24 protein-coding genes are annotated in these 25,927 nt (G+C 69.1%); 14 read left to right on the top strand and 10 right to left on the bottom strand.

All coding sequences use genetic code 11. From position 1 onward, the window contains the following. Positions 1–7: 7 nt before the first annotated feature. Positions 8–1,426, bottom strand: coding sequence for a 3-isopropylmalate dehydratase large subunit (gene leuC / locus PRL19_RS05710; RefSeq protein ID WP_045982810.1), 1,419 nt, complete (start codon positions 1,424–1,426; stop codon positions 8–10). 357 nt (positions 1,427–1,783) lie between these two features. On the opposite strand from leuC, the gene rsfS reads away from it, so the two are divergent. The 6 genes from rsfS to PRL19_RS05740 all read left to right on the top strand — a co-directional run bounded on the left by rsfS (position 1,784) and on the right by PRL19_RS05740 (position 7,341). Continuing rightward, positions 1,784–2,149: a ribosome silencing factor gene (rsfS, locus tag PRL19_RS05715; protein WP_045982838.1), complete on the top strand. Its 366-nt coding sequence runs from the start codon at positions 1,784–1,786 to the stop codon at positions 2,147–2,149. Positions 2,150–2,158: 9 nt separating this feature from the next. Continuing rightward, the gene (rlmH, locus tag PRL19_RS05720) at positions 2,159–2,626 is read left to right on the top strand and encodes a 23S rRNA (pseudouridine(1915)-N(3))-methyltransferase RlmH (RefSeq protein ID WP_273744181.1); all 468 of its coding nucleotides are present in this window, start codon (positions 2,159–2,161) and stop codon (positions 2,624–2,626) included. Positions 2,627–2,720: 94 nt separating this feature from the next. Further along, complete coding sequence (gpmI, locus tag PRL19_RS05725; protein ID WP_273744182.1) at positions 2,721–4,235, top strand: 2,3-bisphosphoglycerate-independent phosphoglycerate mutase; 1,515 nt, start codon at positions 2,721–2,723, stop codon at positions 4,233–4,235. Next, positions 4,232–5,401, top strand: a complete 1,170-nt coding sequence (locus tag PRL19_RS05730) for a murein hydrolase activator EnvC family protein (protein ID WP_273744183.1) — start codon at positions 4,232–4,234, stop codon at positions 5,399–5,401. Before gpmI ends, PRL19_RS05730 begins: the two co-directional genes overlap by 4 nt. Before the next feature lie 16 nt (positions 5,402–5,417). Continuing rightward, positions 5,418–6,839, top strand: coding sequence for a S41 family peptidase (locus PRL19_RS05735; protein WP_127897689.1), 1,422 nt, complete (start codon positions 5,418–5,420; stop codon positions 6,837–6,839). Between the two features lie 4 nt (positions 6,840–6,843). Then, positions 6,844–7,341: an RNA pyrophosphohydrolase gene (locus PRL19_RS05740; RefSeq protein WP_273744184.1), complete on the top strand. Its 498-nt coding sequence runs from the start codon at positions 6,844–6,846 to the stop codon at positions 7,339–7,341. Here PRL19_RS05740 and bluB read toward each other — a convergent pair. The 4 genes from bluB to PRL19_RS05760 form a co-directional block, all read right to left on the bottom strand. Beyond that, the gene (gene bluB / locus PRL19_RS05745) at positions 7,338–8,012 is read right to left on the bottom strand and encodes a 5,6-dimethylbenzimidazole synthase (RefSeq protein ID WP_273744185.1); all 675 of its coding nucleotides are present in this window, start codon (positions 8,010–8,012) and stop codon (positions 7,338–7,340) included. The two genes, PRL19_RS05740 and bluB, sit on opposite strands and share 4 nt — an antisense overlap. Next, positions 8,009–9,277 (bottom strand): lytic murein transglycosylase, encoded by a 1,269-nt coding sequence (locus PRL19_RS05750; RefSeq protein ID WP_045982817.1) that lies wholly within the window; start codon positions 9,275–9,277, stop codon positions 8,009–8,011. Before PRL19_RS05750 ends, bluB begins: the two co-directional genes overlap by 4 nt. A 118-nt stretch (positions 9,278–9,395) precedes the next feature. Further along, positions 9,396–9,728, bottom strand: coding sequence for a hypothetical protein (locus PRL19_RS05755; protein ID WP_273744186.1), 333 nt, complete (start codon positions 9,726–9,728; stop codon positions 9,396–9,398). A gap of 3 nt (positions 9,729–9,731) precedes the next feature. Continuing rightward, the gene (locus PRL19_RS05760; protein ID WP_045982819.1) at positions 9,732–10,478 is read right to left on the bottom strand and encodes a DUF421 domain-containing protein; all 747 of its coding nucleotides are present in this window, start codon (positions 10,476–10,478) and stop codon (positions 9,732–9,734) included. 113 nt (positions 10,479–10,591) lie between these two features. Between PRL19_RS05760 and PRL19_RS05765 the strand changes: the two genes are divergently transcribed. Both PRL19_RS05765 and PRL19_RS05770 read left to right on the top strand, forming a co-directional pair. After that, a complete protein-coding gene (locus tag PRL19_RS05765) occupies positions 10,592–11,062 on the top strand; it encodes a YbaK/EbsC family protein (protein WP_273744187.1) in 471 nt (156 codons plus the stop codon). A 52-nt stretch (positions 11,063–11,114) separates the two neighbouring features. Continuing rightward, positions 11,115–11,951, top strand: a complete 837-nt coding sequence (locus tag PRL19_RS05770; RefSeq protein WP_194886109.1) for an aldo/keto reductase — start codon at positions 11,115–11,117, stop codon at positions 11,949–11,951. Here the strand turns inward: PRL19_RS05770 and PRL19_RS05775 are convergent. Beyond that, entirely contained in the window at positions 11,939–12,733 is a 795-nt protein-coding gene (locus PRL19_RS05775) for an alpha/beta hydrolase (RefSeq protein ID WP_273744188.1), read from the bottom strand. The genes PRL19_RS05770 and PRL19_RS05775 overlap by 13 nt on opposite strands. Before the next feature lie 61 nt (positions 12,734–12,794). On the opposite strand from PRL19_RS05775, the gene kynU reads away from it, so the two are divergent. The 4 genes from kynU to PRL19_RS05795 all read left to right on the top strand — a co-directional run bounded on the left by kynU (position 12,795) and on the right by PRL19_RS05795 (position 19,264). Continuing rightward, entirely contained in the window at positions 12,795–13,982 is a 1,188-nt protein-coding gene (gene kynU, locus PRL19_RS05780) for a kynureninase (RefSeq protein ID WP_273744465.1), read from the top strand. A 70-nt stretch (positions 13,983–14,052) separates the two neighbouring features. Then, a complete protein-coding gene (locus tag PRL19_RS05785; protein ID WP_148911184.1) occupies positions 14,053–15,117 on the top strand; it encodes an efflux RND transporter periplasmic adaptor subunit in 1,065 nt (354 codons plus the stop codon). Beyond that, positions 15,114–16,214 (top strand): efflux RND transporter periplasmic adaptor subunit, encoded by a 1,101-nt coding sequence (locus PRL19_RS05790; RefSeq protein WP_273744189.1) that lies wholly within the window; start codon positions 15,114–15,116, stop codon positions 16,212–16,214. Before PRL19_RS05785 ends, PRL19_RS05790 begins: the two co-directional genes overlap by 4 nt. Continuing rightward, positions 16,211–19,264, top strand: coding sequence for an efflux RND transporter permease subunit (locus PRL19_RS05795; RefSeq protein ID WP_045982825.1), 3,054 nt, complete (start codon positions 16,211–16,213; stop codon positions 19,262–19,264). The genes PRL19_RS05790 and PRL19_RS05795 overlap by 4 nt, the downstream gene beginning before the upstream one ends. A 139-nt stretch (positions 19,265–19,403) precedes the next feature. Here the strand turns inward: PRL19_RS05795 and msrA are convergent, their stop codons facing one another. The 3 genes from msrA to PRL19_RS05810 all read right to left on the bottom strand — a co-directional run bounded on the left by msrA (position 19,404) and on the right by PRL19_RS05810 (position 21,386). Continuing rightward, positions 19,404–19,910: a peptide-methionine (S)-S-oxide reductase MsrA gene (gene msrA / locus PRL19_RS05800; RefSeq protein WP_046000698.1), complete on the bottom strand. Its 507-nt coding sequence runs from the start codon at positions 19,908–19,910 to the stop codon at positions 19,404–19,406. Beyond that, positions 19,903–20,352, bottom strand: coding sequence for a peptide-methionine (R)-S-oxide reductase MsrB (gene msrB / locus PRL19_RS05805; protein ID WP_273744190.1), 450 nt, complete (start codon positions 20,350–20,352; stop codon positions 19,903–19,905). Before msrB ends, msrA begins: the two co-directional genes overlap by 8 nt. A gap of 65 nt (positions 20,353–20,417) precedes the next feature. Then, on the bottom strand, positions 20,418–21,386 hold the full coding sequence (locus tag PRL19_RS05810) for an NAD(P)H-dependent flavin oxidoreductase (protein WP_273744191.1): 969 nt from the start codon (positions 21,384–21,386) through the stop codon (positions 20,418–20,420). Positions 21,387–21,532: 146 nt separating this feature from the next. On the opposite strand from PRL19_RS05810, the gene PRL19_RS05815 reads away from it, so the two are divergent. Then, positions 21,533–22,423, top strand: coding sequence for a 5'-methylthioadenosine/S-adenosylhomocysteine nucleosidase (locus tag PRL19_RS05815; protein WP_273744192.1), 891 nt, complete (start codon positions 21,533–21,535; stop codon positions 22,421–22,423). Positions 22,424–22,460: 37 nt separating this feature from the next. Here the strand turns inward: PRL19_RS05815 and clpB are convergent, their stop codons facing one another. Continuing rightward, positions 22,461–25,091: an ATP-dependent chaperone ClpB gene (gene clpB / locus PRL19_RS05820; protein WP_273744193.1), complete on the bottom strand. Its 2,631-nt coding sequence runs from the start codon at positions 25,089–25,091 to the stop codon at positions 22,461–22,463. Between the two features lie 147 nt (positions 25,092–25,238). Between clpB and pyrF the strand changes: the two genes are divergently transcribed. Continuing rightward, positions 25,239–25,919 carry an orotidine-5'-phosphate decarboxylase gene (pyrF, locus tag PRL19_RS05825; RefSeq protein ID WP_045982831.1) on the top strand — a complete coding sequence of 227 codons (681 nt, stop codon included), beginning with the start codon at positions 25,239–25,241 and terminating at the stop codon, positions 25,917–25,919. Positions 25,920–25,927: the final 8 nt, after the last annotated feature.

Consider the following 25,927-nt stretch of genomic DNA (forward strand, 5'->3'; position numbering starts at 1 on the left):
GATGTCCTCAGGCCGGTTCGTGCGCGAATTCGCGGATGTCGGTCAGGCGTCCGGTGACGCCGGCGGCGGCCGCCATCGCGGGGCTCATCAGGTGGGTGCGGCCCTTGTAGCCCTGGCGCCCCTCGAAGTTGCGGTTGCTGGTCGCGGCGCAGCGTTCGCCGGGCTTAAGCTGGTCGGGGTTCATGCCCAGGCACATCGAGCAGCCGGCCAGCCGCCATTCAAAGCCCGCGTCGATGAAGATGCGGTCCAGCCCTTCCTCCTCGGCCATGGCGCGGACCAGGCCCGATCCCGGCACGACCATGCCGCGCACGCCCGGCGCCAGCTTGCGCCCGCGCAGCACGTCGGCGGCCGCGCGCAGGTCCTCGATCCGGCCGTTGGTGCAGGATCCGATGAAGACCGCGTCGATGGCGATGTCGGTCAGCGGCGTGCCGGCGGTCAGGCCCATATAGTCCAGCGACCGGCGCGCGGCATCGACCTTGCCGCCCGCAAAGCTTTCCGGGTCGGGCACGGATGCCGTGATCGGCAGCGCGTCTTCGGGGCTGGTGCCCCAGGTGACGGTCGGCGCGATGTCCTCGGCGCGGATGGTCAGGACCTTGTCGAAATGCGCGCCGTCGTCCGAGAAGAGCGTCTTCCACCAGGCGACGGCGGCCTCCCACTGGGCGCCCTTGGGCGCATGGGGGCGGCCCTTGACGTAATTGAACGTCACCTCGTCCGGGGCGATCAGGCCGGCGCGGGCGCCGCCCTCGATCGCCATGTTGCAGATGGTCATGCGGCCTTCCATCGACAGGTTGCGGATCGCCTCTCCGCAATATTCGATGACATGGCCGGTGCCGCCTGCGGTGCCGGTCTCGGCGATGATGCGCAGGACGATGTCCTTGGCGGTCACGCCGGGCGCCAGGCGTCCGGTGATCTCGACCTTCATGTTCTTGGACTTGCCCTGGATCAGGGTCTGGGTGGCCAGCACATGCTCGACCTCGGACGTGCCGATGCCGTGGGCCAGCGCGCCGAAGGCGCCGTGGGTCGCGGTATGGCTGTCGCCGCAGACGACGGTCATGCCGGGCAGGGTCCAGCCCTGTTCGGGGCCGACGATGTGCACGATGCCCTGGCGGATGTCGTTCACCGGGTAATAGACCACCCCGAATTCGCGGGCGTTGCGGTCCAGCGCATCCACCTGGATGCGGCTTTCCTCGTTGTCGATGCCGGTCTGACGGTCCAGCGTGGTGGGCACGTTGTGGTCGGGCACGGCGATCGTGCGTTCGGGCGCACGGACCGGGCGGCCGGTCATGCGCAGCCCCTCGAAGGCCTGCGGGCTGGTCACCTCGTGGACCAGATGGCGGTCGATATACAGAAGGCAGGTGCCGTCTTCCTGGCGGTCCACCACATGGGCGTCCCAGATCTTGTCGTAAAGCGTGCGTGCAGGGGTCATGGCTGAGGTCTTTCGGCTGTGATGCGGGAAGGGTGACAGGCGGGCAGCCGTCAGCCCTGCGCGGTCACGCCCAGCATCTCGCCGTAGAAGCGGCCCGGCAGGCGCGCGCGGTCATGAATGTCGAAATAACGCATCATCGGGCCAGATTAGGCCAGCATCCGCCTGCTGGCAAGCGCGCGCATGTCAAGGAAAATGCCGCGAGAGATTGAGACGGGCCGAAAAGATGCTATGTTGGGGGAACCCCTGCGCCGGGGGCTATCGGCGCGCGGACCGGAGGACTACACCCTGTCACAAGACGCCCCGTCGGCCGGTCGGCCGACCTCGACCCAGCAGACCAGCCAGCATACCAGTGACGACATGCTGGCCCTGGTGCTGAATTCCCTTGATGACGACAAGGCCGAGGAGGTCGTCAGCATCGACCTGCGCGGTCGCACGGCCATTGCCGACCACATGGTCATCGCCTCGGGGCGCAGCTCGCGCCAGGTGGGCGCCATCGCGGAGAAGCTGGCCGAGCGCGTGAAGCAGGTCACCGGCCGCAGCCCCCGGATCGAGGGCAAGGATGCCGGCGACTGGGTGCTGATCGACACGGACGACGTGATCGTCCACGTGTTCCGCCCCGAGGTCCGCGACTTCTATCAGCTGGAAAAGATGTGGCTGCCCGCCGATGCGCTGGCCCGCGTGCGCGAACCCGCCCAACCGTCCAGCTATCAGCCGCAGGACTGATCCGCCGCGATGCGGATCGACATCGCCGCCGTGGGGCGGCTGAAGACCGGCCCCGAGGCGGCGCTGGTCGCCGATTACCTGCAGCGCTTTGCCAAGACCGGCCGCAGCCTGGGGCTGCCGGCCGTGTCCGTCGTCGAGGTCGAGGATCGCCGCGCCGGCACCATGGCCGCCGAGGCGGACCTGCTGTCCCGCGCCATCCCGCCCGGCGCGGCGGTGGTGATGATGGACGAACGCGGCGATCAGCCGACCTCTCCCGAATTCGCCGCGCGGCTGGCGGACTGGCGCGACCAGGCGCGCGACGTGTGCTTCGTGATCGGCGGCGCGGACGGGCTGGACCCGTCGCTGCGGGCGCGGGCCGACTGGCAGATCAGCCTGGGCCGGATGGTCTGGCCGCATCTGCTGGTCCGCGTGATGCTGGCCGAACAGCTGTACCGCGCCGCCACGATCCTCGCCGGGTCGCCCTATCACCGGGCATAGGGGGCACCGGGCATAGGGGGGCACCGGGCTTGGGCGGGCTTGGTTGCCGCCGCCGCCCGCGAGGCGTAAGTAAGGGCAAAACCGCGAGGCTCCGATGACCAAACCCGTGATCCTGTGCATTCTGGACGGCTGGGGCCAGTCCACCCGATCCGAACAAAGCGCCCCGGACCGGGCGGCGACCCCGAATTTCGACCGTCTGATGCGCGACTGTCCCCATGCGACGCTGGTGACGCACGGTCCCGACGTGGGCCTGCCGCGCGGCCAGATGGGCAATTCCGAGGTGGGTCACACGAATATCGGCGCCGGACGCGTGGTCGCGATGGACCTGGGCGCGATCGATCTGGCGATCGAGGATGGCAGCTTTGGCCGCAACGCGCCGCTGCTGGCGTTCATCGACCGGCTGAAGGCCACCGGCGGGACCGCGCATCTTCTGGGTGTCGTCTCGGATGGCGGTGTTCACGGTCATATCGTCCATGTGCTGGCCGCGGCCCGCGCGGTGGCGCAGGCAGGCGTGCCGGTTGTGATCCACGCGATCACCGACGGTCGCGACGTGGCCCCCGATTCGGCACCGGGCTTCCTGGCCACGCTGCAGGACGGCCTGCCCGCGGGGGCGCAGATCGGCACGGTGATCGGTCGCTATTACGCACTGGATCGCGACAGCCGCTGGGACCGGGTGCAGCGCGCGTTCGACGCCGTCGTCGCCGGACAGGGAGAGGCCGCGCCGGACGCCGCGTCCGCCATCGCCACGGCCCATGCGCGCGGCGAGATGGACGAGTTCGTGCCGCCCTTCGTCATCGGTGGCTATGCGGGTGCGCGGGATGGTGACGGGGTCTTTTGCCTGAACTTCCGCGCCGACCGCGCGCGTGAAATCCTGTCTGCCCTGGGCGATCCCGTCTTCGACGGCTTTGACGCCGCCGCACGCCCGGCCTGGGCCGCGATGCTGGGCATGGTCGATTACTCGACCCGCCATGACAGCTTCATGCAGGCGGCCTTTCCCAAGCGGCAGGTGCAGAACACCCTTGGGGCCTGGGTCGCGGCCAAGGGCCTGCGCCAGTTCCGCCTGGCCGAGACCGAGAAATACCCCCACGTGACCTTCTTCCTGAACGGCGGCAAGGAAACGCCGGAACCGGGCGAGGATCGCCATATGCCGCAAAGCCCCAAGGTCGCGACCTATGACCTGGCGCCCGAGATGGCGTCCGTCGAGGTCACCGACAAGCTGGTCCAAGTGATCGGTCAGGGCTACGATCTGATCGTGGTGAACTATGCCAACCCCGATATGGTCGGCCATACCGGCGATCTGGACGCGGCCGCCCGCGCCTGCGAGGCGGTGGATCGCGGCCTGGGCCGGATGCTGGCCGCGCTGGACGCGGTCGGGGGGGCGGCGGTGATCTGCGCCGATCACGGCAATTGCGAACAGATGATCGACCCGGTGACGGGCGGGCCGCATACCGCGCACACGCTGAACCCGGTCCCGGTCATCGTCAATGGCGCGCCGGGCGTCACGGGTCTGCGCGACGGGCGCCTGGCCGATCTGGCGCCGACGGTCCTGGCGCTGATGGGGCTGGATCAGCCCTCCGACATGACCGGGGAAAGCCTGATCGTCCGATGAGAACCCGCCTTGCCCTGGCGCTCTGCGCCGCCCTTGCCGGTCCGGCCTTTGCGCAGACCACCCCCGCCAACCAGGCGGTCGCGGATGCCGAGGCCGCCGCGGCCCTGCTGCGCGCGGCCATCGGCCAGCTGGCCGAGGCGGTCAGCGCCGACGACCAGGTGGTGGCCCTGACCGAGGTCATTCGCGGATACGAACTGGGCCTGGCCGCCCTGCGCGGCGGCCTGCGCCAGGCCAGTGGCCGCGAGGCCGAGCTGCGCGACCGGTTCGAGGCGCAGCGCGACCAACTGGCGCGCGTCCTGGGCGCGATGACCGCGCTGCAGCAAAGCCCCGAATCGACGATGCTGCTGCATCCGGCGGGGGCGCTGGCCAATGCGCGGTCCGGGATGATCCTGTCGGGCGTCACCCCCGGCCTGCGGGCCGAGGCCGAGGCCCTGCAGGCCGATCTGGACGAGATCGCCACCGTCCGCCAGCTGCAGTCGAACGCCGCCGGCATGCTGGGCAGCGGCCTGGACAGCGTCCAGGAGGCCCGCCGCCTGCTGGCCAGCGCCGTGACCGACCGCAGCTCGATGCCCGCGCGATATGCCGAGGACCCTGAGGAGCTGCAGGCCCTGCGTGCCGCCGCGCAGAGCTTGGACGATTTCGCGACCGGCATCGCGCGGATGGAAAAGGACGTGGGCGCGCCCATGGACGATTTCGAGGGCGCGCGCGGCAGCCTGGCCCTGCCGGTGGTGGGGACCGTGCTGCGCCCCTATCGGGAGCCGGACGCGGCGGGGGTCAGCCGACCGGGCTGGGTGATCGCCACCGCCCCCGCGGCGCTGGTGCAGACGCCCTGGCCTGCGACGATCCGCTATCGCGGGCCGTTCCTGGATTACGGCAATGTGATGATCGTCGAGCCCGCGCGCGGCTATCTAATGATCTTCGCAGGCCTGTCCCAGGTCTTCGGAGAAGTGGGCGACGTCTTGAAGGCGGGCGATCCGGTGGGCTTGATGGGGGGCGCGGAAGCCCCCGCCCAGGAATTCGGATCGCAATTCGTCGCCGATGCCGCCCAGGGCGCCGAGGCCGGACGCAGCGAGACGCTGTATCTGGAACTGCGCCAGGGCAATGAAACGCTGGACCCCGCCGACTGGTTCGTGCTGAATCCCGTCGTCGACCCGCAACAGGACTGAGGCAGGAAAGACCGCCATGAGACATTATCTGATCGCAGGCCTGGGGGGCGTTCTGGCCGGAGCCCTGGCCACCACCCAGATCGCCGGTCCGCTGCTGGCGCAGGAGACGGCCGAGGGGAATGCCTCGGTCTATCAGCAGCTGGAGCTGTTCGGGAACATCTTCGAGCGCATCCGCACCGACTATGTCGAGGCACCCGAGGACAAGGAGCTGATCGAGGCGGCCATCAACGGCATGCTGACCTCGCTTGACCCGCATTCCAGCTTCCTGTCGGCCGACGATTATTCCGACATGCAGACCCAGACCCGCGGCAGCTTTGGCGGCCTGGGGATCGAGGTCAGCCAGGAGGAGGGTCTGGTCAAGGTCGTGGCCCCCATCGACGACACGCCCGCCGCGAATGCGGGCATCCAGCCGGGCGACTTCATCACCCATGTGAACGGCGAATCGCTGCTGGGCCTGCCTTTGGACGACGCGGTCGAGATGATGCGCGGCCCGATCGGGTCCGAGATCACCATCACGGTCCTGCGCGAGGGCGAGAGCGAGCCGTTCGACCTGACCATGTCGCGCGACACGATCAAGCTGACCGTGGTGCGCAGCCGCGTCGAGGGCCATGCGGTCGTGCTGCGGGTGTCCACCTTCAACGACGAGACCTATGACACGCTGCAGGCGGAACTGAAGAAGGCGGTCGAGGAAGCCGGCGGCATCGACCGGGTCACCGGTTTCGTGCTGGACCTACGCAACAACCCCGGCGGCCTGCTGAACCAAGCGATCAGCGTCAGCGACGCCTTTCTGGACGCCGGAGAGATCGTCAGCACCCGCGGCCGCAACCCGGACGAAAGCGAACGCTGGAACGCCGAGGCGGGCGATCTGGCCGAGGGCAAGCCGATGGTCGTGCTGATCAACGGCGGTTCGGCCAGCGCGTCGGAAATCGTCGCGGGCGCCTTGCAGGACCACCGCCGCGCCATCGTCGTGGGCGAGAAGTCCTTTGGCAAGGGTTCGGTCCAGACGGTCATGCCGGTGACCGCCGACAGCGCCATCCGCCTGACCACGGCGCGGTACTTCACCCCGTCGGGCCGGTCGATCCAGGCCCTGGGCGTGCAGCCCGACATCCTGGTCGCCCAGCCCGCCCCGGCCCCCGAGGTCGAGGAGGAGGAAGCCCGCAGCAACAGCGACTTCAGCCGGTCCGAGGCCGACCTGCGCGGTGCCCTGGGCAACGATGTCAGCGACGAGATGCGCAAGCAGATGGAGGAGGAGGCCGCCGAGGTCGAGGCCACCGCCGCGTTGCGCGAGGAGGACTATCAGCTGGCCTATGCGGTCGACGTGCTGAAGGGTCTGGCCGCGGTGAACTTCCGCGCCGACCAGGTGCCTGCCGCGGAGACGCCCGCGGTCACCGGTGAAGGTGCGGGCGAGGGGGCCGAGGCCGCCCCGGACCAGGGTTGATCCGATGGACGGACGCATGGGGCCGGGCGGCCTGCCGTACCGGCCCTGCGCCGGCGTGGTGCTGATCGACGACCGGGGCCTGGTCTTTGCCGGGCGCCGGATCGATCGCAGCCCCGACCAGCCGCCTGCGTGGCAGATGCCCCAGGGCGGCATCGACGAGGGGGAGACCCCGCGCGAGGCCGCGCTGCGCGAACTGACCGAGGAGACGGGCATCGACCCGTCGCTGGTCGAGGTGCTGGACGAGACGCCCGACTGGGTCTTCTACGACCTGCCGCCCGAGATGGTCGGCCGGATCTGGAAGGGCCGTTATGGCGGGCAGTGCCAGAAATGGCTGGCGCTGCGGTTCCTGGGCCAGGACACCGACATCCGCATCGATACCGCCCATCCCGAGTTCGACCAATGGCGGTGGATGCGGGCCGAGGACGTGCTGGACAGCATCGTGCCCTTCAAGCGCGCCGTCTATGCCGAGGTGCTGGGCGCGTTTCGCCCCCATCTGGCCTAGGGCGCGGGCCAGCGATCCTCCAGGATCAGGTCATCCAGCGGCAGGCGCGCCGCCCAGCCCCGGCTTTGCAGTTCGGGCTGGCGGTAGAGTTCGGTGACATGGCCGATGCACAGATAGGCCACCGGCACCACATGGTCGGGCAGGTGCAGCAGACCGCGAAGGTCGTCGGGCTGGAAGATGCTGACCCAGCCCACCCCGATGCCTTCGGCCCGCGCGGCCAGCCACAGGTTCTGCACCGCGCAGGCGGTGGAATAGAGGTCGGTCGCCGGGTCATGGGTGCGGCCCAGCACATGCGCGCCGCCCCGCGTCCGGTCGCAGGTGATGCACAGGTTGACCGGCGCCTGCAGGATGCCCTCCAGCTTCAGCGATGAATAGAGCGCCTTGCGGTCGGGAAAGCGGTCGGCGGCCTCGGCATTGGCCGATGCGAAGGCGTCATGGATGCGTCCGCGCAGCGCCGCGTCGCGGATCAGGACGAAGTTCCACGGCTGCGACAGCCCGACGGACGGCGCGTCATGCGCCGCCTGCAGCAGGCGGCGCAACGTGTCGGGATCGACCGGGTCGGGGCGGAACTGGCCGCGCACGTCGCGGCGTTCGCGGATCGCGCGATAGACCGCCGCGCGCTCCGCATCCGAGAACGGCCCCGCCGGGGCGAGGCCGCAGGCGTCGCTCACCGGCGCAGCTGGTCCAGCAGGATCGAGGTCGGATAGCCGTCCGGCGTCACGCCGATGGACCGCTGGAAGGCCGAGACCGACTCCATCGTCGCCGATCCGAACAGGCCGTCGATCTCTCCCTGATAAAAGCCGCGCTGTGCCAGGCGCTGCTGGATCTCCTGGCGTTCGGCGGTGGACAGGGTGCGGTCCTGGCGCGGCCAAGCGCCCTGGATGCCCGGACGGCCCGCGATGCGTTCCGCCAGGTAGGACACGCCCAGGGCGTAGTTGTCCGAGTTGTTGTAGCGCAGGATCGACCGGAAGTTGTCGGTGATGAAGAACGCGGGCCCCCGCGCCCCCGCCGGCATGATGATCGAGCCGTTGCCCGCCGGCAGCCCGCCGCCCGACATTGTGCGCACGCCCTGTGCCGACCAGTCGCCGGCCGACCGACGGGTGCCCTTGCCGATCAGGCCCATGTTAAAGTTGGCGGGCAGGCGGACCTCGGCGCCCCAGGTCGCACCGCGCTGCCAGCCGCTGCGCGCCAGATAGGCCGCGGTCGAAGCCAGCGAATCGGTCGGGTCCTCGGACCAGATGTCGCGGCGGCCGTCGCCGTTGAAGTCGACCGCGTATTCCAGATAGGAGGTCGGCATGAACTGGGTATGCCCCATCGCGCCCGCCCAGCTGCCCAGCATGTGCTGGGGGTCGGTGTCGCCCGCCTGAAGGATCTGCAGGGCGGCGATCAGCTGGTTCTGGAACATCTCTCCGCGGCGGCCGTCATAGGCCAGCGTCGCCAGCGATGGGATGATCTGCATCCGGCCGCGGTTGGCGCCGAAGTTCGATTCCATCCCCCAGACCGCCAGCACGATCTCGCGCGGGACGCCGTACTGCGCCTCGATCCGGGCCAGGACGGGCGACAGCTGCGCCAGCTTCTGGCGGCCGGTGGTGATGCGCACGTCCGACACGGCGCTGTCCAGGTACAGCCAGACGGGGCGCGAGAATTCGGCCTGGCGGCGGTCCAGGCGGATCACCTCGGGGTTGTAGCGGGCCAGCGCCATGGCGCGGTCATAGGTCGGGCCCGACACGCCCGACGACAGGGCGCGGGCGCGGAACTGCTGGACGAACCGCTGCAGGCCGGCCTCGTCGCCGGGATTGGCGGGCGGGATCGGGGTCACGGTCACGTCGGCGGGCGCGCGGGGGCCGCCTGCGGCGGGCATGCGCGACATCGGCGATGCACAGGCGGCCAGCGCGCCGATCAGGGTGGTGGACAGAAGAATGCGGGAAAAGCTCATTATGGATCGCCTGTTTTGGACTGCCGAGGTTTCTTGGCCCGGATCTTGATGGCCCGGATTTGGTCTTCTGCGTGCAGTCTAGACGAACCACTCCCGCTTGGGTAGGGCGCGGGCGCGCTTAGTGCAGCAGCGATTCCGGGTCCGGCGCGGTCCCGAACCAAGGCGTCATCTGCGCGATGATGACAGAGTTTTCGGCCAGCGCCCGATCCATCAGCGCGCGTTCCGCCTCGTCGATCTCGTGGCCGTCGGCCAGACGCTCGTCCAGCGTGCCGTAGCCGGTGACGTCCAGGGGGGCCATGTCGGCCTGCTTCAGGATCGCCACGGTCTCTCGCACGGCCTCGGGTTCGTCGTTTGCGGGGGCATAGCAGACCAGCCCCGCCCCGGTGGCGCCCTTGGGCAGACCGTCGCCCTTCCGCCTGCCCAGCTCGATGACCAGCGTGAAGACCTTCATGGCTTACTCCATCGGTTTGGCGCCGCCCTGGGCGCTTTCGGCCCCTTCGGGCCATTCGGGGGCCTGCCACATGCGGTTGCCGCATTCGGGGCAGGGCGCACGGGTGGCGATGATCTGCGCGCCCGCGGACGCGCCGCACATGGCACAACATGTCTGCCCGTCCATCGCAAGCGCCTTTGCGGGCGGGGGCGGGCCGTTCACCAGATGTTCGGGCGGCAGCAGCGACAGGCCGGGCTGCACCTGCGACCGGCGAAAGACGGACAGTCCGCCGCCCGCCTCCAGATAGGCGGCGCGCAGCTCTCCAAGGTTGCCGACGCCGGCCAGGCGCAGCATCGCCTTGATTTCGGCCAGGCCCAGGTCGCGCTGCGATGCCGCCTCGGGCAGGATGCGCCCGTCCAGGACCAGCGCCACGGGGCGGCCGTCGATGATGCGCTTGGCCCCGTCGAACCGCACGATCAGCCGGTCCAAGACTTTGTTCAGCCCGACGACCACGGTGATGACCGCCATCGCCGCCAGCAGCGGCACGTCGGGATAGAACATCGCGTCGCCCACAGCGGACCCCAGAGCGATGACCAGCAGGAACTCGACCATCGACAGCTGCGCCACGCCGCGCCCGCCGATCCAGCGGATCATCAGCAGCGCATAGACATAGACCAGCACGGTGCGGACCAGGATCTCGGCATAGAACAGGGGTGGATGCTCGCCCAGGAACATCCGGGCAAGATCGAAGGGGATGACCGGTTGGTCCATGAAAGGCCTTTCGCGGCAGTGAATGCTGCACAACCTATAACCGTGCCCGAACCGAGGGGTTCCGCCGCCCGGTCCCGCCCGCTAGGGTCCGCGCAGCAGCAGGGGGGCATGCCATGAGCGACAGTCTGGAGCGGGTCCGCGCGGCCCTGGACGCGGCCGGCGTCGCTGTCGACATCCGCGAGATGCCGGGCAGCACCCGCACCGCCACCGAGGCCGCGGACGCGGTCGGCTGCGCGCTGGACCAGATCGCCAAGTCGATCATCTTTCATGGCCAGGACAGCGGAGCGGTGCTGCTGTTCCTGACCGCGGGCGGCAACAGGGTCGATCCCGACAAGGCCGCGACGCTGGCCGGAGAGCCGTTGAGCCGGGCCGATGCGGCGCTGGTGCGGGCGCGCATGGGGTTCGCCATCGGCGGCGTCGCGCCGGTGGGGCATCTGTCGCCGGTCAGGGCCTTTCTGGACCCGCGCCTGGCCGAATTCGCGCAGGTCTGGGCTGCGGCGGGCACACCGCGCCACGTCTTTGCCATCGCGCCCGACCGGCTGCAGGCCGTGACCGCCGCACGGACCGGTGATTTTGTCGCATGAACCCCGCGGCGGGTCCGGGGCGTTGGAACGCGACATCTGAAAGGAAGCCCCAATGACCCAACCCATGATGACCCTGAACGACGGCCGGACCATGCCCCAGCTGGGCACCGGCATCTGGCAGATCGAGGATGCGAAGACCCCCGAGGTCGTGGCCGAGGCGCTGCGCGTCGGATACCGGCTGATCGACGGTGCCGCTGCCTACAAGAACGAGGCCGGGATGGGCCGGGGCATCCGCGACAGCGACGTGGCCCGCGACCAAATCTTCGTCACGTCCAAGCTGTGGAACGATGCGCAGGGGCATGACGCCGCGCTGCGGGCCTTTGACGCGACGATGGAGCGGTCGGGGCTGGATTATCTGGACCTGTACCTGATCCACTGGCCGTTGCCGGCGATGGACGCCTATGTCGACAGCTGGAAGGCGCTGATCCGCCTGCGCGACGAAGGGCGCGTACGGTCCATCGGCGTCGCAAACTTCCACGAGCCGCATCTGCGTCGCCTGATCGACGAGACGGGCGTTGCGCCCGCGCTGAACCAGATCGAGCTGCACCCGTCGCTGACGCAGGAGCGCATGCGGGCGGTGAACAAGCAGCTTGGCATCGTCACGCAAAGCTGGACCCCCCTGGGCCGTGGCGACAGCTTCGACGCCCCCGCGATCCGCGATGCGGCGGCGCGCACGGGGCGGACGGTGGCGCAGGTGATCCTGCGCTGGCACATCCAGCATGGGCTGTCGGTCATTCCGAAATCGGAAAAGCCCGAACGCCTGGCCGAGAATTTCGACGTGCTGGACTTTACCCTGACGCCCGAGGAGATGTCGGCCATCGACGCGCTGGACCGCGGCCATCGCACCGGGCCGGACCCGGACACGTTCGACTATCGTCAGCCGCTGTAACCCAGCAGGCGACGCATCAGGGGGCTGGCGGGGTCCGCCAGTCCCTCGATCACGTCGAAATGGTGGCGGCCGGGGTCGATGACGCATTCGGTCGCCGCGCCCAGCCCCGCCCAGGCATTCGCCAGCAGCCGAGCATGGCGGATGAATTCGGGTCTTTCGGCCCCCCCAACCCAAGTCGTGACCGGGATGCCCGTGCGGGGTTCCAGCAGGGCGGGGCTTTCCAATGCGGCCTCGGCCGCGTCCAGGCGCAGGGTGTCGTTCATCGCCGTGCGCATCAGCGGGCGCAGGTCGGTCAGCGGAGAGATGGGCACGCAGGCGGTGACCCGCGCGGCAACCGTCTCGGACAGCACCCCCGGACAGATCATCCGCGCCGCCAGATGCCCGCCCGCCGAATGACCGGTCAGCGCGATGGGCCCTACGATGCGACCCGCCGCCTCTGCGATCTGCTCCGCAACGATGCAGGTCATGTCGGCGATGCGCGCGTCCGGCGCCAAGGGATAGCCCGGCATGGCGCAGGCCCATCCCGCCGCCAGTGCACCGCCCGCCAGATGCGACCACAGCGTCGGGTCGAACCGCATCCAGTAGCCGCCATGGATGAACACCATCAGCCCGCGCGGGTCTCCCTCCGGCAGGAACAGATGCCCCCGGCCCAGATCCTGCGGCGGATGGGCGGCGCGGAAGGCCGCCGCCGCCTCGGTCCAGCGGGGGACATAGGTGTCGGCATGCGGGATATGCGCGCCATTGGCATAGGCGTCGTCCCAGTCGGTGATCTGATACAGCATGGTTCCCCCTCTTTCGGGCAACCAATCGCGGCGCTATCGTCGCGTCAAGAGGGAGCCCATGATGACCGATTTCACCAAGACCCGCGCCGCGTTCCACCTGCCGGACGGCATGACCTATCTGGACGGTAATTCGCTCGGGCCGATGCCCCGCGCCGCCGCCGACCGGGTCGCGACCATGATGGCCGACGAATGGTCCCAGATGCTGATCACCGGCTGGAACAAGGCGGGCTGGTATGTCCAGCCGCGCAAGGTCGGCGACCGCATTGCCCGGCTGATCGGCGCGGGGGATGGCCAGGTGGTCATGGGCGACACGCTGTCCATCAAGGTGTTCCAGGCGTTGAGCGCGGCCCTGGCCCTGCGGCCCGACCGCCGGGTGATCCTGTCGGACAGCGGCAACTTTCCGTCGGACCTGTACGTGGCCGAGGGGATCGCCCGCGCCCTGGGCGCGACCCTGCGCGTCGTGTCCCCCGAAGAGGTCGAGGCGGCCATCGGTCCCGACCTGGCCGTGCTGATGCTGACCGAGGTCGATTACCGCACCGGCCGCCGCCACGACATGTCCACCCTGACTGCCCGCGCGCATGACGCCGGCGCGCTGGCCATCTGGGATCTGGCCCATTCGGCGGGGGCCGTGGACGTGGACCTGCTGGGGTCGGATGCCGATTTCGCGGTGGGCTGCACCTATAAATACCTGAACGGCGGTCCGGGGGCGCCGGCCTTCATCTGGACCCATCCGCGCCACGCCGAACAGGCCGAGCCGATCCTGCAGGGCTGGATGGGCCATGCCGCGCCCTTTGCCTTCGACCAGGAATACCGCCCCGCGCCGGGGATCGAGCGGATGCGCGTGGGCACGCCCCCCGTCATCGCGCTGAGCGCGTTGGAGGCGTCGCTGGACATCTGGGACACGGTCGACATGGCCGCGCTGCGGGCGCGATCGATCGAACTGACCGAGGCGTTCATTGCGGGGGTCGAGGCACAATGCCCAGACCTGGTCCTGAACAGCCCGCGCGACCCGGCGCGGCGCGGATCGCAGGTCGGGTTCCGCCATCCGCAGGGCTATGCGGTGATGCAGGCGCTGATCGCGGCGGGGGTGGTCGGCGACTTTCGCGCGCCCGACGTGCTGCGCTTTGGGTTCGCGCCGCTTTACAACGATCTGGACGACGTGTCGCAGGCGGTCGCGACCTTGGCGCGAATCCTGCGCGACGGCAGCTGGGACAGTGCGGAATTCCGTCGCAAGGCTGCGGTGACCTAGGGTAAGGGGGCTTTCCAAGGCGGCCAAAACCGTCGACAGATTGAGCCACAGATGTCGTGGATCGGTTCCGATGTTCAAGCTGCTGCCCCTTGCCCTTGCCATGATGATTCCCGCGCTTGCGGCGGCCCAGGCCGCCCCCGACGATATCCGCGTGCGCATCGTGACCGCCCGCACCCAGCCTCTGGACCTGGACATGCAGCTGTCCGGAGAGATCGAGGCCGTCGACACGCTGGAGCTGGGCTTTCGTCAGGGCGGCCGCGTGACCGAGGTGCTGGTGGCCGAGGGCGACCGCGTCGTCGCGGGCCAGCCCCTGGCCCGGCTGAACGCGGTCCAGCAGGATCAGGCGCTGAACGTCGCGCTGGCGGGCTTGGCCGCCGCGCGCGCGGGCAGCGACCAAGCCCGTCAGGCCCGCGATCGCGCCGATGCGCTGCTGGCGCGGGGGGTCGGCACGCGGGCGGCGGCCGATCAGGCCGAACAGGCGCTGTCCCAGACCCAGGGGGCGCTGGAGCGCGCGGAAACCGCGGTCGAACAGGCGCGGCGCGCCGTCGACGATGCGGTGTTGCGGGCGCCCGAGGATGCCGTCGTGACCGACAAGTCGGTGGCCCCCGGCCAGGTGGTCGCCGCCGCGCAGCCGGTGCTGACGCTGGCCGCGCTGTCGGGGCTGGAGGCCGTCTTTCACGCGCCCGACGACCCGCTGCTGCACGACATCCTGGGCCGCGACGTGCGGATGGAGACGCTGGACGTCGACCGTCCCGACATGGTCGGCACCGTGACCGAGATCGCGCCCCTGGTCGATCCGCAGACCGGCACGGTGACCGTGCGCGCGCGGCTGCTGACGCCCAATGCCGGGATCGTCCTTCTGGGCGCGTCGGTGCGCGGGCATCTGAGCATGGCGATGGAAAAGGGCGTGGTCGTGCCTTGGACCGCCCTGATGCGGTCGGGCGACGATCCGGCCGTCTGGGTGGTCGACGATGACGGGCGCGTGGCGCTGACCAAGGTGGTCATCAACCATTTTGCGGACAGCACGATCTTCGTGTCCGAGGGCCTGTCCGACGGACAGCGGGTCGTGGGCGACGGGGCGCAGCTGCTGTATCCCGGCCGCCGGGTCCAGCCGGTCGCGGAGGGCGTGCAATGAGGGCGCTGATCCTGGCCGGCGTGCTTGCGCTGGCCTGCGGGCCGGCCGCGGCACTGTCGCTGCCCGACTGGCTGGGCCTTGGCGGTCAGGCCGAGGAGCCCGCGGCCCCGCCGCGCCCGGTGGTCAGCGTGATCGTGGACGATCGCGGCCTGGACGCGCGCTGGATCCCCGGCGTGGTCGAGGCGCGCACCCAGGTCCAGCTGGGCTTTCAGACCCTGGGCCGGATGATCGCGCGGCCCGTCGATCTGGGCGATCAGGTGGCGGCCGGCGATCTGCTGGCGCAGCTGTCCACGGACGATCTGGCCGCGACAACCCGCGCCGCGCGCGCCGCGGTCGATGCCGCGGACGTGCAGGACCGCACCGCGCGCGCGACGCTGGAACGCACGCAGGCGCTGGCGGCGCGCAACGTCGCGTCGAACGCCCAGCTGGAACAGGCCCAGCAGGAGGCCAGCGCCGCCGCCGCCGCGGTCGAGCAGGCCCGCTCGCAGCTGCTGCAGGCCGAGGATGCCGAAGGGTTCGCCAAGATGACCGCGCCTTTCGCCGGTGTGGTCAGCGCCGTCTATGAGGCGCCGGGCGCAGTCGTGGATGCGGGCGCGCCTGTGATCCAGCTGTCGGCCCAGGACACCCCCGAGGTGGTGATCGACCTGCCCGAACAGGCGCTGGTCGGGCTTGCGCCGGGCGCCGACTTTACCGTCTGGCATCGCAGCGACCCCCAGGTCGAGATCGCGGCCACGCTGGACCGGGTCGACCCCATCGCCGACAGTGCCACCCGGACGCGGCGGCTGTACCTGACGCTGCCGCCCGGCGCGCCGTTCCGCCTTGGCGCGCTGGTGCGGGCGCGGTTCGGAACGGTCGATGCGCCGTCTTTGTCGCTGCCGGCCGAGGCGTTGGTCGCGACCGACGGCATGCCCTTCGTCTGGCGGGTGATCCGCGACGATGCGGGGGCGCAGGTCGAACAGGTCCCCGTGCAGGCGGCGGCCCCCTTTCGCGGGCGCGTCTCCATCACCCACGGCCTTGACGCGGGCGACGAGGTCGTGATCCGCGGCGTGAAATCCCTGGCCCCCGGCCAGCCCGTCGGCCGGAGGCTGGAGCCGTGAGCACCCCCAAGACCCGCTTCAACCTGTCCGACTGGGCACTGAAACATCGCAGTTTCGTGTGGTTCCTGCTGATCGTGTCGATGATCGCGGGCACCATCAGCTATCTGAACCTGGGCCGCGAGGAGGACCCGGACTTCACGATCAAGACGATGATCATCGGCGCGGCCCTTCCCGGCGCCACCATCGACGAGACGCTGAAGCAGGTCACCACCCGCATCGAGACCAAGCTGGAGGAGCTGGACGAGCTGGACTTTACCCGGTCGGTCACGACGCCCGGCCAGGCGGTCGTCTATGTTGAGCTGGACCCCACCATCCGCGGCCCCGCCGTCCCCGAGGTGTGGAAGCGGGTCCGCCAGATGATGGGCGACATCCGCCCCGAATTCCCCCAGGAATTCGCGGGCTTTCAGTTCAACGACAATTTCGGCGACGTGTTCGGCAACATCTATGCCTTCACCGCCGATGGGTTCACGCCGCGCGAGCTGCGCGACCGGGTCGAGGCGATCCGTCGCCAGGTCGCGGCCCTGGACGCCGCCGGCAAGACCGAGCTGCTGGGCGTGCAGGACGAACAGGTGTTCCTGGAGTTCTCCGCCGCGCGACTGGCGGCCCTGGGCCTGAACCAGGCGCAGGTGATCCAGACCCTGGCCCAACAGAATGCCATTGCGCCGTCCGGCGTGATCCAGGCCGGGCCCGAACGCATCCTGGTGCGCGTCGGCGGCCAGTTCGACGGGGCGGAATCGATCGAGGCCGTGAACCTGCGCGTCGGAGAGCGGTTCTTCAATCTGGGCGACGTGGCTACCGTCACACGCGGCTATCAGGACCCGCCGACATCGCTGTTCCGCCACAACGGCCAGCCCGCGATCGGGCTGCAGATCGGCATGCGCCAGGGCGGCAACATCCTGGAGTTCGGCGCCGAACTGGAGGCGCTGATGGACCGCATCGCCGCCGACCTGCCCATCGGCATCGAGATGGCGAAGTTCGCCGACCAGCCGCATGTGGTCGAAGACGCCGTGGGCCATTTCGTCAAGGCCCTGGCCGAGGCCGTGGCCATCGTCCTGGTCGTCAGCTTCATCAGCCTGGGCCTGCGCGCGGGGCTGGTGGTGACGCTGACCATCCCGCTGTGCCTGGCGATCACCTTCGTGATCCTGGACCTTTACGGCATCACGCTGCAGCGGATCTCTCTGGGCGCGCTGATCATCGCCCTAGGCCTGCTGGTCGACGATGCGATGATCGCCATCGAGACGATGATCTCAAGGCTGGAGATCGGGGAATCGCTGACCGATGCGGCCAGCTATGCCTGGACCTCGATCGCCTTTCCGATGCTGACCGGCACGCTGGTGACGGTCGCGGGCTTCATCCCCATCGGTCTGAACAGCTCTGCCGCGGGAGAGTTCACGTTCTCGCTGTTCGTGGTGATCGCGGTGTCGCTGATCGTGTCCTGGATCGTGGCGGTGCTGTTCGCGCCGCTGCTGGGGGTCACGTTCCTGCGCGCCGACATGGGGCATGGCCACAAGGGGCCGGGCCGGTTGCGGCGCGCCTTCCACCGCCTGCTGCGGGCGGCGATGCGGTTCAAGTGGCTGACCATCGCGGTGACGCTGGCGATCTTTGCGACATCGGTCTGGGGGATGCGCTTCGTGGAACAGCAGTTCTTCCCCACCTCCGACCGGACCGAGGTGCTGGTCGACATCACGGAACGCCAGAACGCCTCGATCGCGCGGACCCGCGCCGACATGGACCGGCTGGAGGCGAGCCTGGCGGATGATGACGACGTGCTGTTCTGGACCTCCTATGTGGGGCAGGGGGCGCCGCGCTTCGTGCTGTCGATGGACGTGCCAACGGCAGGGCCGCATATGGGCCAGATCGTGATCCAGACCCCCGACCTGGCCGCGCGCGACCGCGTCAAGGCGCGGCTGAGCGCGCTGGCGGCCGCCGAATTTCCGGGCGTCGACATCTATGTCAAGAACCTGGAAATCGGCCCGCCCGTGGGCAAGCCCGTCCAGTACCGCGTGACCAGCCCCGATACCGACGCCGCCCGCGATGCGGCCCAGGGTCTTGCCACGCTGATCGCCTCCGAGCCGCGCCTGCGCGACATCGCGCTGGACTGGAACGAGCCCGCGCGCATGGTCCGCCTGGTCGTGGACCAGGACCAGGCCCGCCGGCTCAGCGTGACCAGCCAGGACATCGCCCAGGCCCTGTCGGCCCTATTCAGCGGCACCAGCGTGACGCAGCTGCGCGACGACATCTTCCTGATCGACGTGGTCGCCCGCGGCGTGGCCGACGACCGCCAGTCTCTGGCCTCGATCCGCAACATGCAGCTGAACCTGGCGGACGGGCGGGTCGTGCCGCTGGCCGCGCTGGTGACGCTGGAATACGGATCCGAACAGCCTTTGATCATGCAGAGAAACGGCCTGCCCACCGTCACGGTCAAGGCCGCCATCGGCACCGCCGACCAGCCCGCGACCCTGGTCACGGCGCTGGCTGCTCAGGTGGCCGAATACCAGGAAACCCTGCCCCCCGATGTCCGCATCGAGGTCGGCGGCAGCGTCGAGACCTCGGCCGACAGCCAGGCGCCGATCGCCGCGGTGGTGCCGGTGATGCTGCTGATCATGGCCGTCCTGGTCATGGCGCAGATGCAAAGCTTTCGGATGTCGCTGGTGGTGATCGCCGCAGCCCCCCTTGGCCTGATCGGCGTGGTGGCGGTGCTGGTGCCCTTTGGCGTGCCGATGGGTTTCGTGGCGATCCTGGGGATCCTGGCGCTGATCGGCATCCTGATCCGTAACTCGGTCATCTTGGTCCACGAGATCCAGGAGCTGCTGCACAAGGGCCGCAGCCAGTGGGACGCCGTGTTCGAGGCCTCTGACAGCCGCGCCCGCCCCATTCTGCTGACCGCGGCTGCGGCGTCGCTGGCGCTGATCCCGATCTCGCGGCAGGTGTTCTGGGGGCCGATGGCCTATGCGATGATGGGCGGCATCATCGCCGGCACGCTGGTCACGCTGGTCTTCGTGCCCGCGCTTTACTGCGCGGTGTTCCGGGTCAGGCCGCCCCGCTCCTGAAACGTCCGTCCCGGAACCAATCGGGCCTGAACCGTTTTGACCGGAACCGTCCGTGCGGGGGGTCCGGGGGGCGGCAGCCCCCCGGCCGTCGCGGGACGCAAGAGAACGCCCCGGAACCGCGTTCCGGGGCGCCCGTGCCTCACTCGGCCGCGTCGCGTTTGGGCAGGACCCAATCGGGGCGCGGGAAATGGCAGGTATAGCCGTTGGGGAACCGCTCCAGATAATCCTGGTGCTCGGGCTCGGCCTCCCAGAAATCGCCCACCGGCTCGACCTCGGTCACGACGCGTCCCGGCCAGATGCCGGATGCGTCCACATCCGCGATCGTGTCCAGCGCCACCTGCTTCTGTGCCTCGTCCGCGTAATAGATCGCGGAACGATAGCCCGGCCCGATGTCGTTGCCCTGCCGGTTCGGCGTGGACGGGTCGTGGATCTGGAAGAAGAACTCCAGCAGCCGGCGATAACTGATCAGGTCGGGGTCGAACATGATCTCGATCGCCTCGGCATGGGTGCCGTGGTTGCGATAGGTCGCATTGGGCACGTCGCCGCCGGAATAACCGACGCGCGTCGCGATCACGCCCGGCATGCGCCGGATCAGGTCCTGCATGCCCCAGAAGCAGCCACCGGCCAGAACCGCACGTTCAACCATGATGCGCCTCCTCGACCTGGGCCAGATAGTCGCCGTAACCCTCGGCCTCCATCCGGTCCTTGGGGACAAAGCGCAGCGACGCCGAATTGATGCAATAGCGCAGCCCGCCCTGATCGCGCGGACCGTCCGGGAAGACGTGGCCCAGATGGCTGTCGCCGTGCTTGGACCGCACCTCGACCCGGACCATGCCGTGGGTGGTGTCGCGATGCTCGGTCACGTTGCCCTCGATGGGCTTGGTGAAGGCGGGCCAGCCGCAGCCGGAATTGTATTTCGTGCTGCTGACGAACAGCGGCTCTCCCGAGACGACATCGACATAGATGCCCGCATCGAAATGGTGGTCGTATTCGCCGGTGAAGGCCCGCTCGGTGCCGTTCTCCTGGGTGACGCGATACTGCTCCGGGGTCAGCCGGGCGATCGCGTCGGGGGTTTTCTCATAGGCCATCTGGTCCTCCACGGATGGGACGGTTCGATCCCCTATATGGGAAGCGTCCCGCCCATCCGCAAAGGTCACAGGCGCGAAACGGCCTCTTTCGCGGCTTGATATTCCGCAGCCAGCCGGTCGATGCGCGCGCCCGCCGGTTCCACCGCCCGCACCGCGCCGATCCCCTGGCCCGCGCCCCAGATGGTGGACCAGGCCTTGGGCTTCGACGATCCGTCGCTGAAATTCATCGCGCTGGCATCGGCCCCCGCCAGATTGTCCGGGTCCAGCCCCGCCTTGCGGATCGACGGCGCCAGGTAGTTGCCCGAGACGCCCGTGAACAGGGACGAGGTCACGATGTCCTCCGCCGTGCTGTCCACGATCATCTGCTTGTAGTCGGGCTGGGCATTCGCCTCCTCGGTCGCGATGAAGGGGCTGCCGATATAGGCCAGATCCGCCCCCATCACCTGCGCCGCCAGCACCGCCCGCCCGGTGGCGATCGAGCCCGACAGCAGCAGCGGCCCGTCGAACCACGCGCGGATCTCCTGGATCAGCGCGAAGGGCGATTGCGGCCCGGCATGGCCTCCCGCACCCGCCGCCACCGCAATCAGCCCGTCGGCGCCCTTCTCGATGGCCTTCTTCGCGAACATGTTGTTGATCACGTCATGCAGCGCGATCCCGCCGCAGTCATGGGCGGCCTGGTTCACCTCGACCCGCGCGCCAAGCGAGGTGATCCAGATCGGCACCTTGTGGCGGTGACAGATCTCAATGTCACGCTCCAGCCGCGCGTTGCTGCGATGCACGATCTGGTTGACCGCGAAGGGGGCAGCGGGGTGGTCGGGATTCGCTTGGTTGTGACGGTCCAGCTCCTCCTCGATCCGGGTCAGCCAGGCGTCCAGCATGGAGGGCTCGCCGTCCTTTTCGCGGGCGTTCAGCGCCGGAAAGCTGCCGACGATGCCCGCCTTGCACTGCGCGATGACCAGATCGGGCCCCGAGACGATGAACATGGGCGAGGCAACGACCGGAATGCGCAGGCCCTGCAGGATCGGTGGCAGCATGGATGATCTCCCTTGGATTTGCGTCACGATGCCCGCGCCTTGGGCAGCGGGCAAGCCGTGACGCGGCGACAGGGCGGCGGCACTGGCCATCGCGGGTGCTGCAGCGTAAGCCGGGGCGGAATTGCATATCGTGAAAGGCCCGCCCCATGATCCGTCCCGCCCTAGCCCTGATGCTGTCTGCCGCCCCCCTGGCCGCGCATGGTGTCGACGACACGCCCCGCATCGCCGTCATGTCGGCCTTCGAGCCAGAATGGATCAGCCTGCAGGCTGACCTCGAGGGCGCGGAAACCCAGGCCATCAACGGCACCGAGTTCATCACCGGCACCCTGTCGGGGCAGGAGGTCGTGCTGTTCCTGTCGGGCGTGTCGATGGTGAACGCGGCCATGACCACCCAGATGGCGCTGGAGCAGTTCGACATCGAGGCGATCGTGTTCTCGGGCATCGCGGGCGGGGTCGATCCGGCGCTGAACATCGGCGACGTGGTCGTGGCGGACCAGTGGGGCCAGTGGCTGGAGACGGTCATGGCGCGCCGGACCGAGGAGGGCTTCGCCCTGCCGGGATTCCTGGAATCGCCCTTTCCGAACTATGACATGATCTACACGCGCGAAACGACCGTGGCCTCGGACCGGGGCGAGCCCGAGACGCGGTTCTGGTTTCCCGCCGACCCGGCCCTTCTGGAGGTCGCCGCCCGCGTGGCCGAGACGACCGATCTGGCCGACTGCAATGCCCAGAACGACTGCCTGACCACCGCGCCGCAGATTCGGGTCGGCGGAAACGGCGTGTCGGGGTCGTCCTTCATGGACAATGCCGGGGTGCGCGACTGGCTGTCCACGACCTTCGAGGCGCAGGTCGTGGATATGGAATCGGCCGCCGTGGCGCAGGTGGCCTGGGCGAACCAGGTGCCCTTCATCGCCTTCCGCTCGCTGTCGGACCTGGCCGGCGGCGGCGAGGGCGAGAACGAGATGGGCGTCTTCATGTCGCTGGCCTCCGACAATTCGGCGGCGCTGGTCAAGGCCTTCCTGGCCGAGATGCCCTGACGGAAACGGCCCCCGGATCGCTCCGGGGGCCGTCTTTTCAGTGGACCTTCGGGCGCGGGCCTTCGCCGATCGCGCCAAGCCGCGGTCCCGCCTGGCCCACACGGTTGCCGACCAGCAGGCCGTCCGGCCCGGCGCTGACATGGACGGTCGCCCCGTCCATGACCTCTCCGGACAAGAGCAGTTCCGCCAGCGGGTCCTGCAGGGCGCGCTGGATCACACGCTTCAGCGGACGCGCGCCGAAGACCGGGTCGTAACCCTGATCGGCCAGCCACATCCGCGCCGCGTCGTCCATGTCCAGCGTGATCTTGCGACCCGCCAAGCGCTTTTCCAGCCGCGCCATCTGTACCTTGACGATCCCGTCCATGTTCGTCCGCGAGAGCCTGCGGAAGATGATGATCTCGTCCAGGCGGTTCAGGAATTCGGGGCGGAAATGGCCGCGCACCGCCTCCATCACCTGATGGCGGGCGTCCGACGCATCCGCCTCCTCGGGCAGATGCGACAGCGCCTGAGAGCCCAGGTTCGAGGTCAGGATGATCAGCGTCTGCTTGAAGTCCACCGTCCGGCCCTGGCCGTCCGTCAGCACCCCGTCATCCAGCACCTGGAGCAGCACGTTGAAGACGTCCGGATGCGCCTTTTCGACCTCGTCGAACAGGATCACCTGATAGGGACGCCGCCGCACGGCCTCGGTCAGCACGCCGCCCTCGTCGTAACCCACATAGCCCGGAGGCGCGCCGATCAGCCGGGCCACGGAATGCTTTTCCATGAACTCGGACATGTCGATGCGGACCATCGCGCTGTCATCGTCGAACATGTATTCGGCCAGCGCCTTGGTCAGTTCCGTCTTGCCGACGCCGGTGGGCCCCAGGAACAGGAAGCTGCCAAGCGGCCGGTTCTCGTCGTTCAGGCCCGCGCGGGCGCGGCGGACGGCATTGCTGACCGCGGTGACGGCCTCCTGCTGGCCGATCACGCGCTTGCCGATCTGCTCCTCCATCTTCAACAGCTTGTCGCGCTCGCCCTCCAGCATCTTGGCGGTGGGGATGCCGGTCCAGCGTTCCACGACCTCGGCGATCTGTTCGGGGCGGACGGCCTCCTCGACCATCAGACCGTCGCCCTGCTCGGCTTCGGCCAATTGCTTCTCCAGTCCGGGGATGATGCCATAGGACAGCTCTCCGGCGCGGGCCAGGTTCCCCTCACGCTTGGCCTGATCCAGGTCGGCGCGGGCGCGGTCCAGCTGCTCCTTGAGGTCGCGCGACCCCTGCAGCTTGTCGCGTTCCGCCTGCCAGCGGGCGGTCATCTCGGCGCTGCGCTCCTGCAGGCCGGACAGGTCCTTCTCCAGTCGCTCCAGACGGTCCTTCGATGCCGCGTCGTCCTCCTTCTTCAGCGCCTCGGCCTCGATCTGCAGCTGCAGGATCTGGCGATCCAGCTGGTCCAGCTCCTCGGGCTTGCTGTCGACCTCCATGCGCAGGCGCGAGGCTGCCTCGTCCATCAGGTCGATGGCCTTGTCGGGCAGGAAACGGTCGGTGATGTAGCGATGCGACAGCGTCGCCGCCGCGACCAGGGCCGCGTCGCTGATCCGCACGCCGTGGTGCAGCTCGTACTTCTCCTTGATGCCGCGCAGGATGCTGATCGTGTCCTCGACCGTCGGCTCCTCGACCAGCACGGGCTGGAAGCGCCGGGCCAGGGCCGCGTCCTTCTCGATATACTTGCGATATTCGTCCAGCGTGGTGGCGCCGACGCAATGCAGCTCGCCCCGCGCCAGGGCCGGCTTGATCAGGTTGGCGGCATCCATCGCGCCGTCGCCCTTGCCCGCGCCGACCAGCGTGTGCAGCTCGTCGATGAACAGGATGATCTCGCCGGCGGCGGTCTCGATCTCCTTCAGGATCGACTTCAGCCGCTCCTCGAAATCGCCGCGATACTTCGCGCCCGCGATCAGCGCGCCCATGTCCAGCGCCATCAGCCGCTTGTTGCGCAGGGATTCCGGCACGTCGCCGTCGATGATGCGCAACGCGAGGCCCTCGGCGATGGCGGTCTTGCCGACGCCGGGTTCGCCGATCAGGACGGGGTTGTTCTTGGTGCGCCGCGACAGGACCTGCATGGCGCGGCGGATCTCCTCGTCGCGGCCGATGATCGGGTCGATCTTGCCGTCGCGCGCGGCCGCCGTCAGGTCGCGGGCATACTTCTCCAACGCCTCATAGCTGTCCTCGGCGGATGCCGTGTCGGCGGTGCGTCCCTTGCGGATGTCGTTGATCGCGGCGTTCAGTGCTTGCGCGTTAACCGAACCCGCAGCCAGCGCATCGCGGGCGTTCGTGTTGACCATGGCCAGCGCCATCAGCACCCGTTCGGCGGGCACGAAGCTGTCGCCGGCCTTCTTGGCCACCGACTCCGCCTCGTCCAGCACGCGGACCAGGGTGGGGTCGACATAGACCTGACCGCTGCCCGACCCGCTGACCTTGGGCTGTTTCGCCACGGCGGCATCCACCGCCTCGCGCACGCGCTTGGCGTCGCCGCCCGCACGGGTGATCAGGTTCGAGGCCAGTCCCTGGTCGTCATCCATCAGCGCCTTCAGCAGATGCTCGGGCATCACGCGCTGCTGATTCTCGCGGATCGCGATGGTCTGGGCGGATTGCAGGAAGCCGCGCGACCGTTCCGTGAACTTTTCCATGTTCATCGGCAGTACTCCTTTTGCAAAGCCCCCGTGCTGGTGGCGCCCTGTTGCGGCACGCCCCGGTCCGGGTCTGATGGATCAGATTTGGGGGGGTCGCGGGGTGGTTTCAAGCATGTCATAAGGCCCGCGGAACAAAGAAGGGGATGCGTGATGGATGACCGGCTGATCGTGGCGCTGGACGTGCCGAATGCCGTGGCGGGGCTGGACCTGGCGGGACGCCTGGGCGACGCCGTGGGCTTCTACAAGATCGGGCTGGGCATGCTGACCGGCGGCGGCCTGGCCCTGGCCAACGAGCTGAAGCAGGAGCACGGCAAGCGCATCTTCCTGGACATGAAACTGTTCGACATCGGCGCGACCGTCGAGGCCGCTGTGCGGGGGCTGGCGCAGTTCGACCTGGACTTCCTGACCGTGCATGGCGACCCGCATGTGGTGGCGGCGGCCAAGCAGGGGGCTGCGGGGTCGAACCTGAAGATCCTGGGCGTGACCATCCTGACCTCGCTGGACCGGGCCGACCTGGACGCGGGGCTGATGCAGGCGGGCGATCTGCACGACATCACCGTGGAACGCGCCGCCCGCGCCTTCGAGGCGGGGGCCGACGGCATCATCTGCTCCCCGCGCGAGGCGGCCGACATCCGCGCCCTGCCGGGATCGCGCCTGATCGTGACGCCGGGCGTGCGCCCCGCGGGCAGCGCCTTGGGCGACCAGAAACGGGTCGAGACGCCCGCATCGGCCATCGCCGCCGGGGTCGACCACATTGTGGTGGGCCGCCCGGTCTGGCAGGCCGCCGATCCGCGCGCGGCGGCGCAGGCGATCCTGGCCGAACTGGCTTGACGCCCGGC

Origin of the sequence: Paracoccus marcusii, assembly GCF_028621715.1 — a bacterium.
Lineage (GTDB): Bacteria > Pseudomonadota > Alphaproteobacteria > Rhodobacterales > Rhodobacteraceae > Paracoccus > Paracoccus marcusii.

What these genes read in the sequence shown, in the direction of transcription:
- leuC (WP_045982810.1), bottom strand. Translation starts at nt 1,426, where the DNA reads ATGACCCCTGCACGCACGCTTTACGACAAGATCTGGGACGCCCATGTG.
- rsfS (WP_045982838.1), top strand. Translation starts at nt 1,784, where the DNA reads ATGCTGGCCCTGGTGCTGAATTCCCTTGATGACGACAAGGCCGAGGAG.
- rlmH (WP_273744181.1), top strand. Translation starts at nt 2,159, where the DNA reads ATGCGGATCGACATCGCCGCCGTGGGGCGGCTGAAGACCGGCCCCGAG.
- gpmI (WP_273744182.1), top strand. Translation starts at nt 2,721, where the DNA reads ATGACCAAACCCGTGATCCTGTGCATTCTGGACGGCTGGGGCCAGTCC.
- PRL19_RS05730 (WP_273744183.1), top strand. Translation starts at nt 4,232, where the DNA reads ATGAGAACCCGCCTTGCCCTGGCGCTCTGCGCCGCCCTTGCCGGTCCG.
- PRL19_RS05735 (WP_127897689.1), top strand. Translation starts at nt 5,418, where the DNA reads ATGAGACATTATCTGATCGCAGGCCTGGGGGGCGTTCTGGCCGGAGCC.
- PRL19_RS05740 (WP_273744184.1), top strand. Translation starts at nt 6,844, where the DNA reads ATGGACGGACGCATGGGGCCGGGCGGCCTGCCGTACCGGCCCTGCGCC.
- PRL19_RS05750 (WP_045982817.1), bottom strand. Translation starts at nt 9,277, where the DNA reads ATGAGCTTTTCCCGCATTCTTCTGTCCACCACCCTGATCGGCGCGCTG.
- PRL19_RS05755 (WP_273744186.1), bottom strand. Translation starts at nt 9,728, where the DNA reads ATGAAGGTCTTCACGCTGGTCATCGAGCTGGGCAGGCGGAAGGGCGAC.
- PRL19_RS05760 (WP_045982819.1), bottom strand. Translation starts at nt 10,478, where the DNA reads ATGGACCAACCGGTCATCCCCTTCGATCTTGCCCGGATGTTCCTGGGC.
- PRL19_RS05765 (WP_273744187.1), top strand. Translation starts at nt 10,592, where the DNA reads ATGAGCGACAGTCTGGAGCGGGTCCGCGCGGCCCTGGACGCGGCCGGC.
- PRL19_RS05770 (WP_194886109.1), top strand. Translation starts at nt 11,115, where the DNA reads ATGACCCAACCCATGATGACCCTGAACGACGGCCGGACCATGCCCCAG.
- PRL19_RS05775 (WP_273744188.1), bottom strand. Translation starts at nt 12,733, where the DNA reads ATGCTGTATCAGATCACCGACTGGGACGACGCCTATGCCAATGGCGCG.
- kynU (WP_273744465.1), top strand. Translation starts at nt 12,795, where the DNA reads ATGACCGATTTCACCAAGACCCGCGCCGCGTTCCACCTGCCGGACGGC.
- PRL19_RS05785 (WP_148911184.1), top strand. Translation starts at nt 14,053, where the DNA reads ATGTTCAAGCTGCTGCCCCTTGCCCTTGCCATGATGATTCCCGCGCTT.
- PRL19_RS05790 (WP_273744189.1), top strand. Translation starts at nt 15,114, where the DNA reads ATGAGGGCGCTGATCCTGGCCGGCGTGCTTGCGCTGGCCTGCGGGCCG.
- msrA (WP_046000698.1), bottom strand. Translation starts at nt 19,910, where the DNA reads ATGGTTGAACGTGCGGTTCTGGCCGGTGGCTGCTTCTGGGGCATGCAG.
- msrB (WP_273744190.1), bottom strand. Translation starts at nt 20,352, where the DNA reads ATGGCCTATGAGAAAACCCCCGACGCGATCGCCCGGCTGACCCCGGAG.
- PRL19_RS05810 (WP_273744191.1), bottom strand. Translation starts at nt 21,386, where the DNA reads ATGCTGCCACCGATCCTGCAGGGCCTGCGCATTCCGGTCGTTGCCTCG.
- PRL19_RS05815 (WP_273744192.1), top strand. Translation starts at nt 21,533, where the DNA reads ATGATCCGTCCCGCCCTAGCCCTGATGCTGTCTGCCGCCCCCCTGGCC.
- clpB (WP_273744193.1), bottom strand. Translation starts at nt 25,091, where the DNA reads ATGAACATGGAAAAGTTCACGGAACGGTCGCGCGGCTTCCTGCAATCC.
- pyrF (WP_045982831.1), top strand. Translation starts at nt 25,239, where the DNA reads ATGGATGACCGGCTGATCGTGGCGCTGGACGTGCCGAATGCCGTGGCG.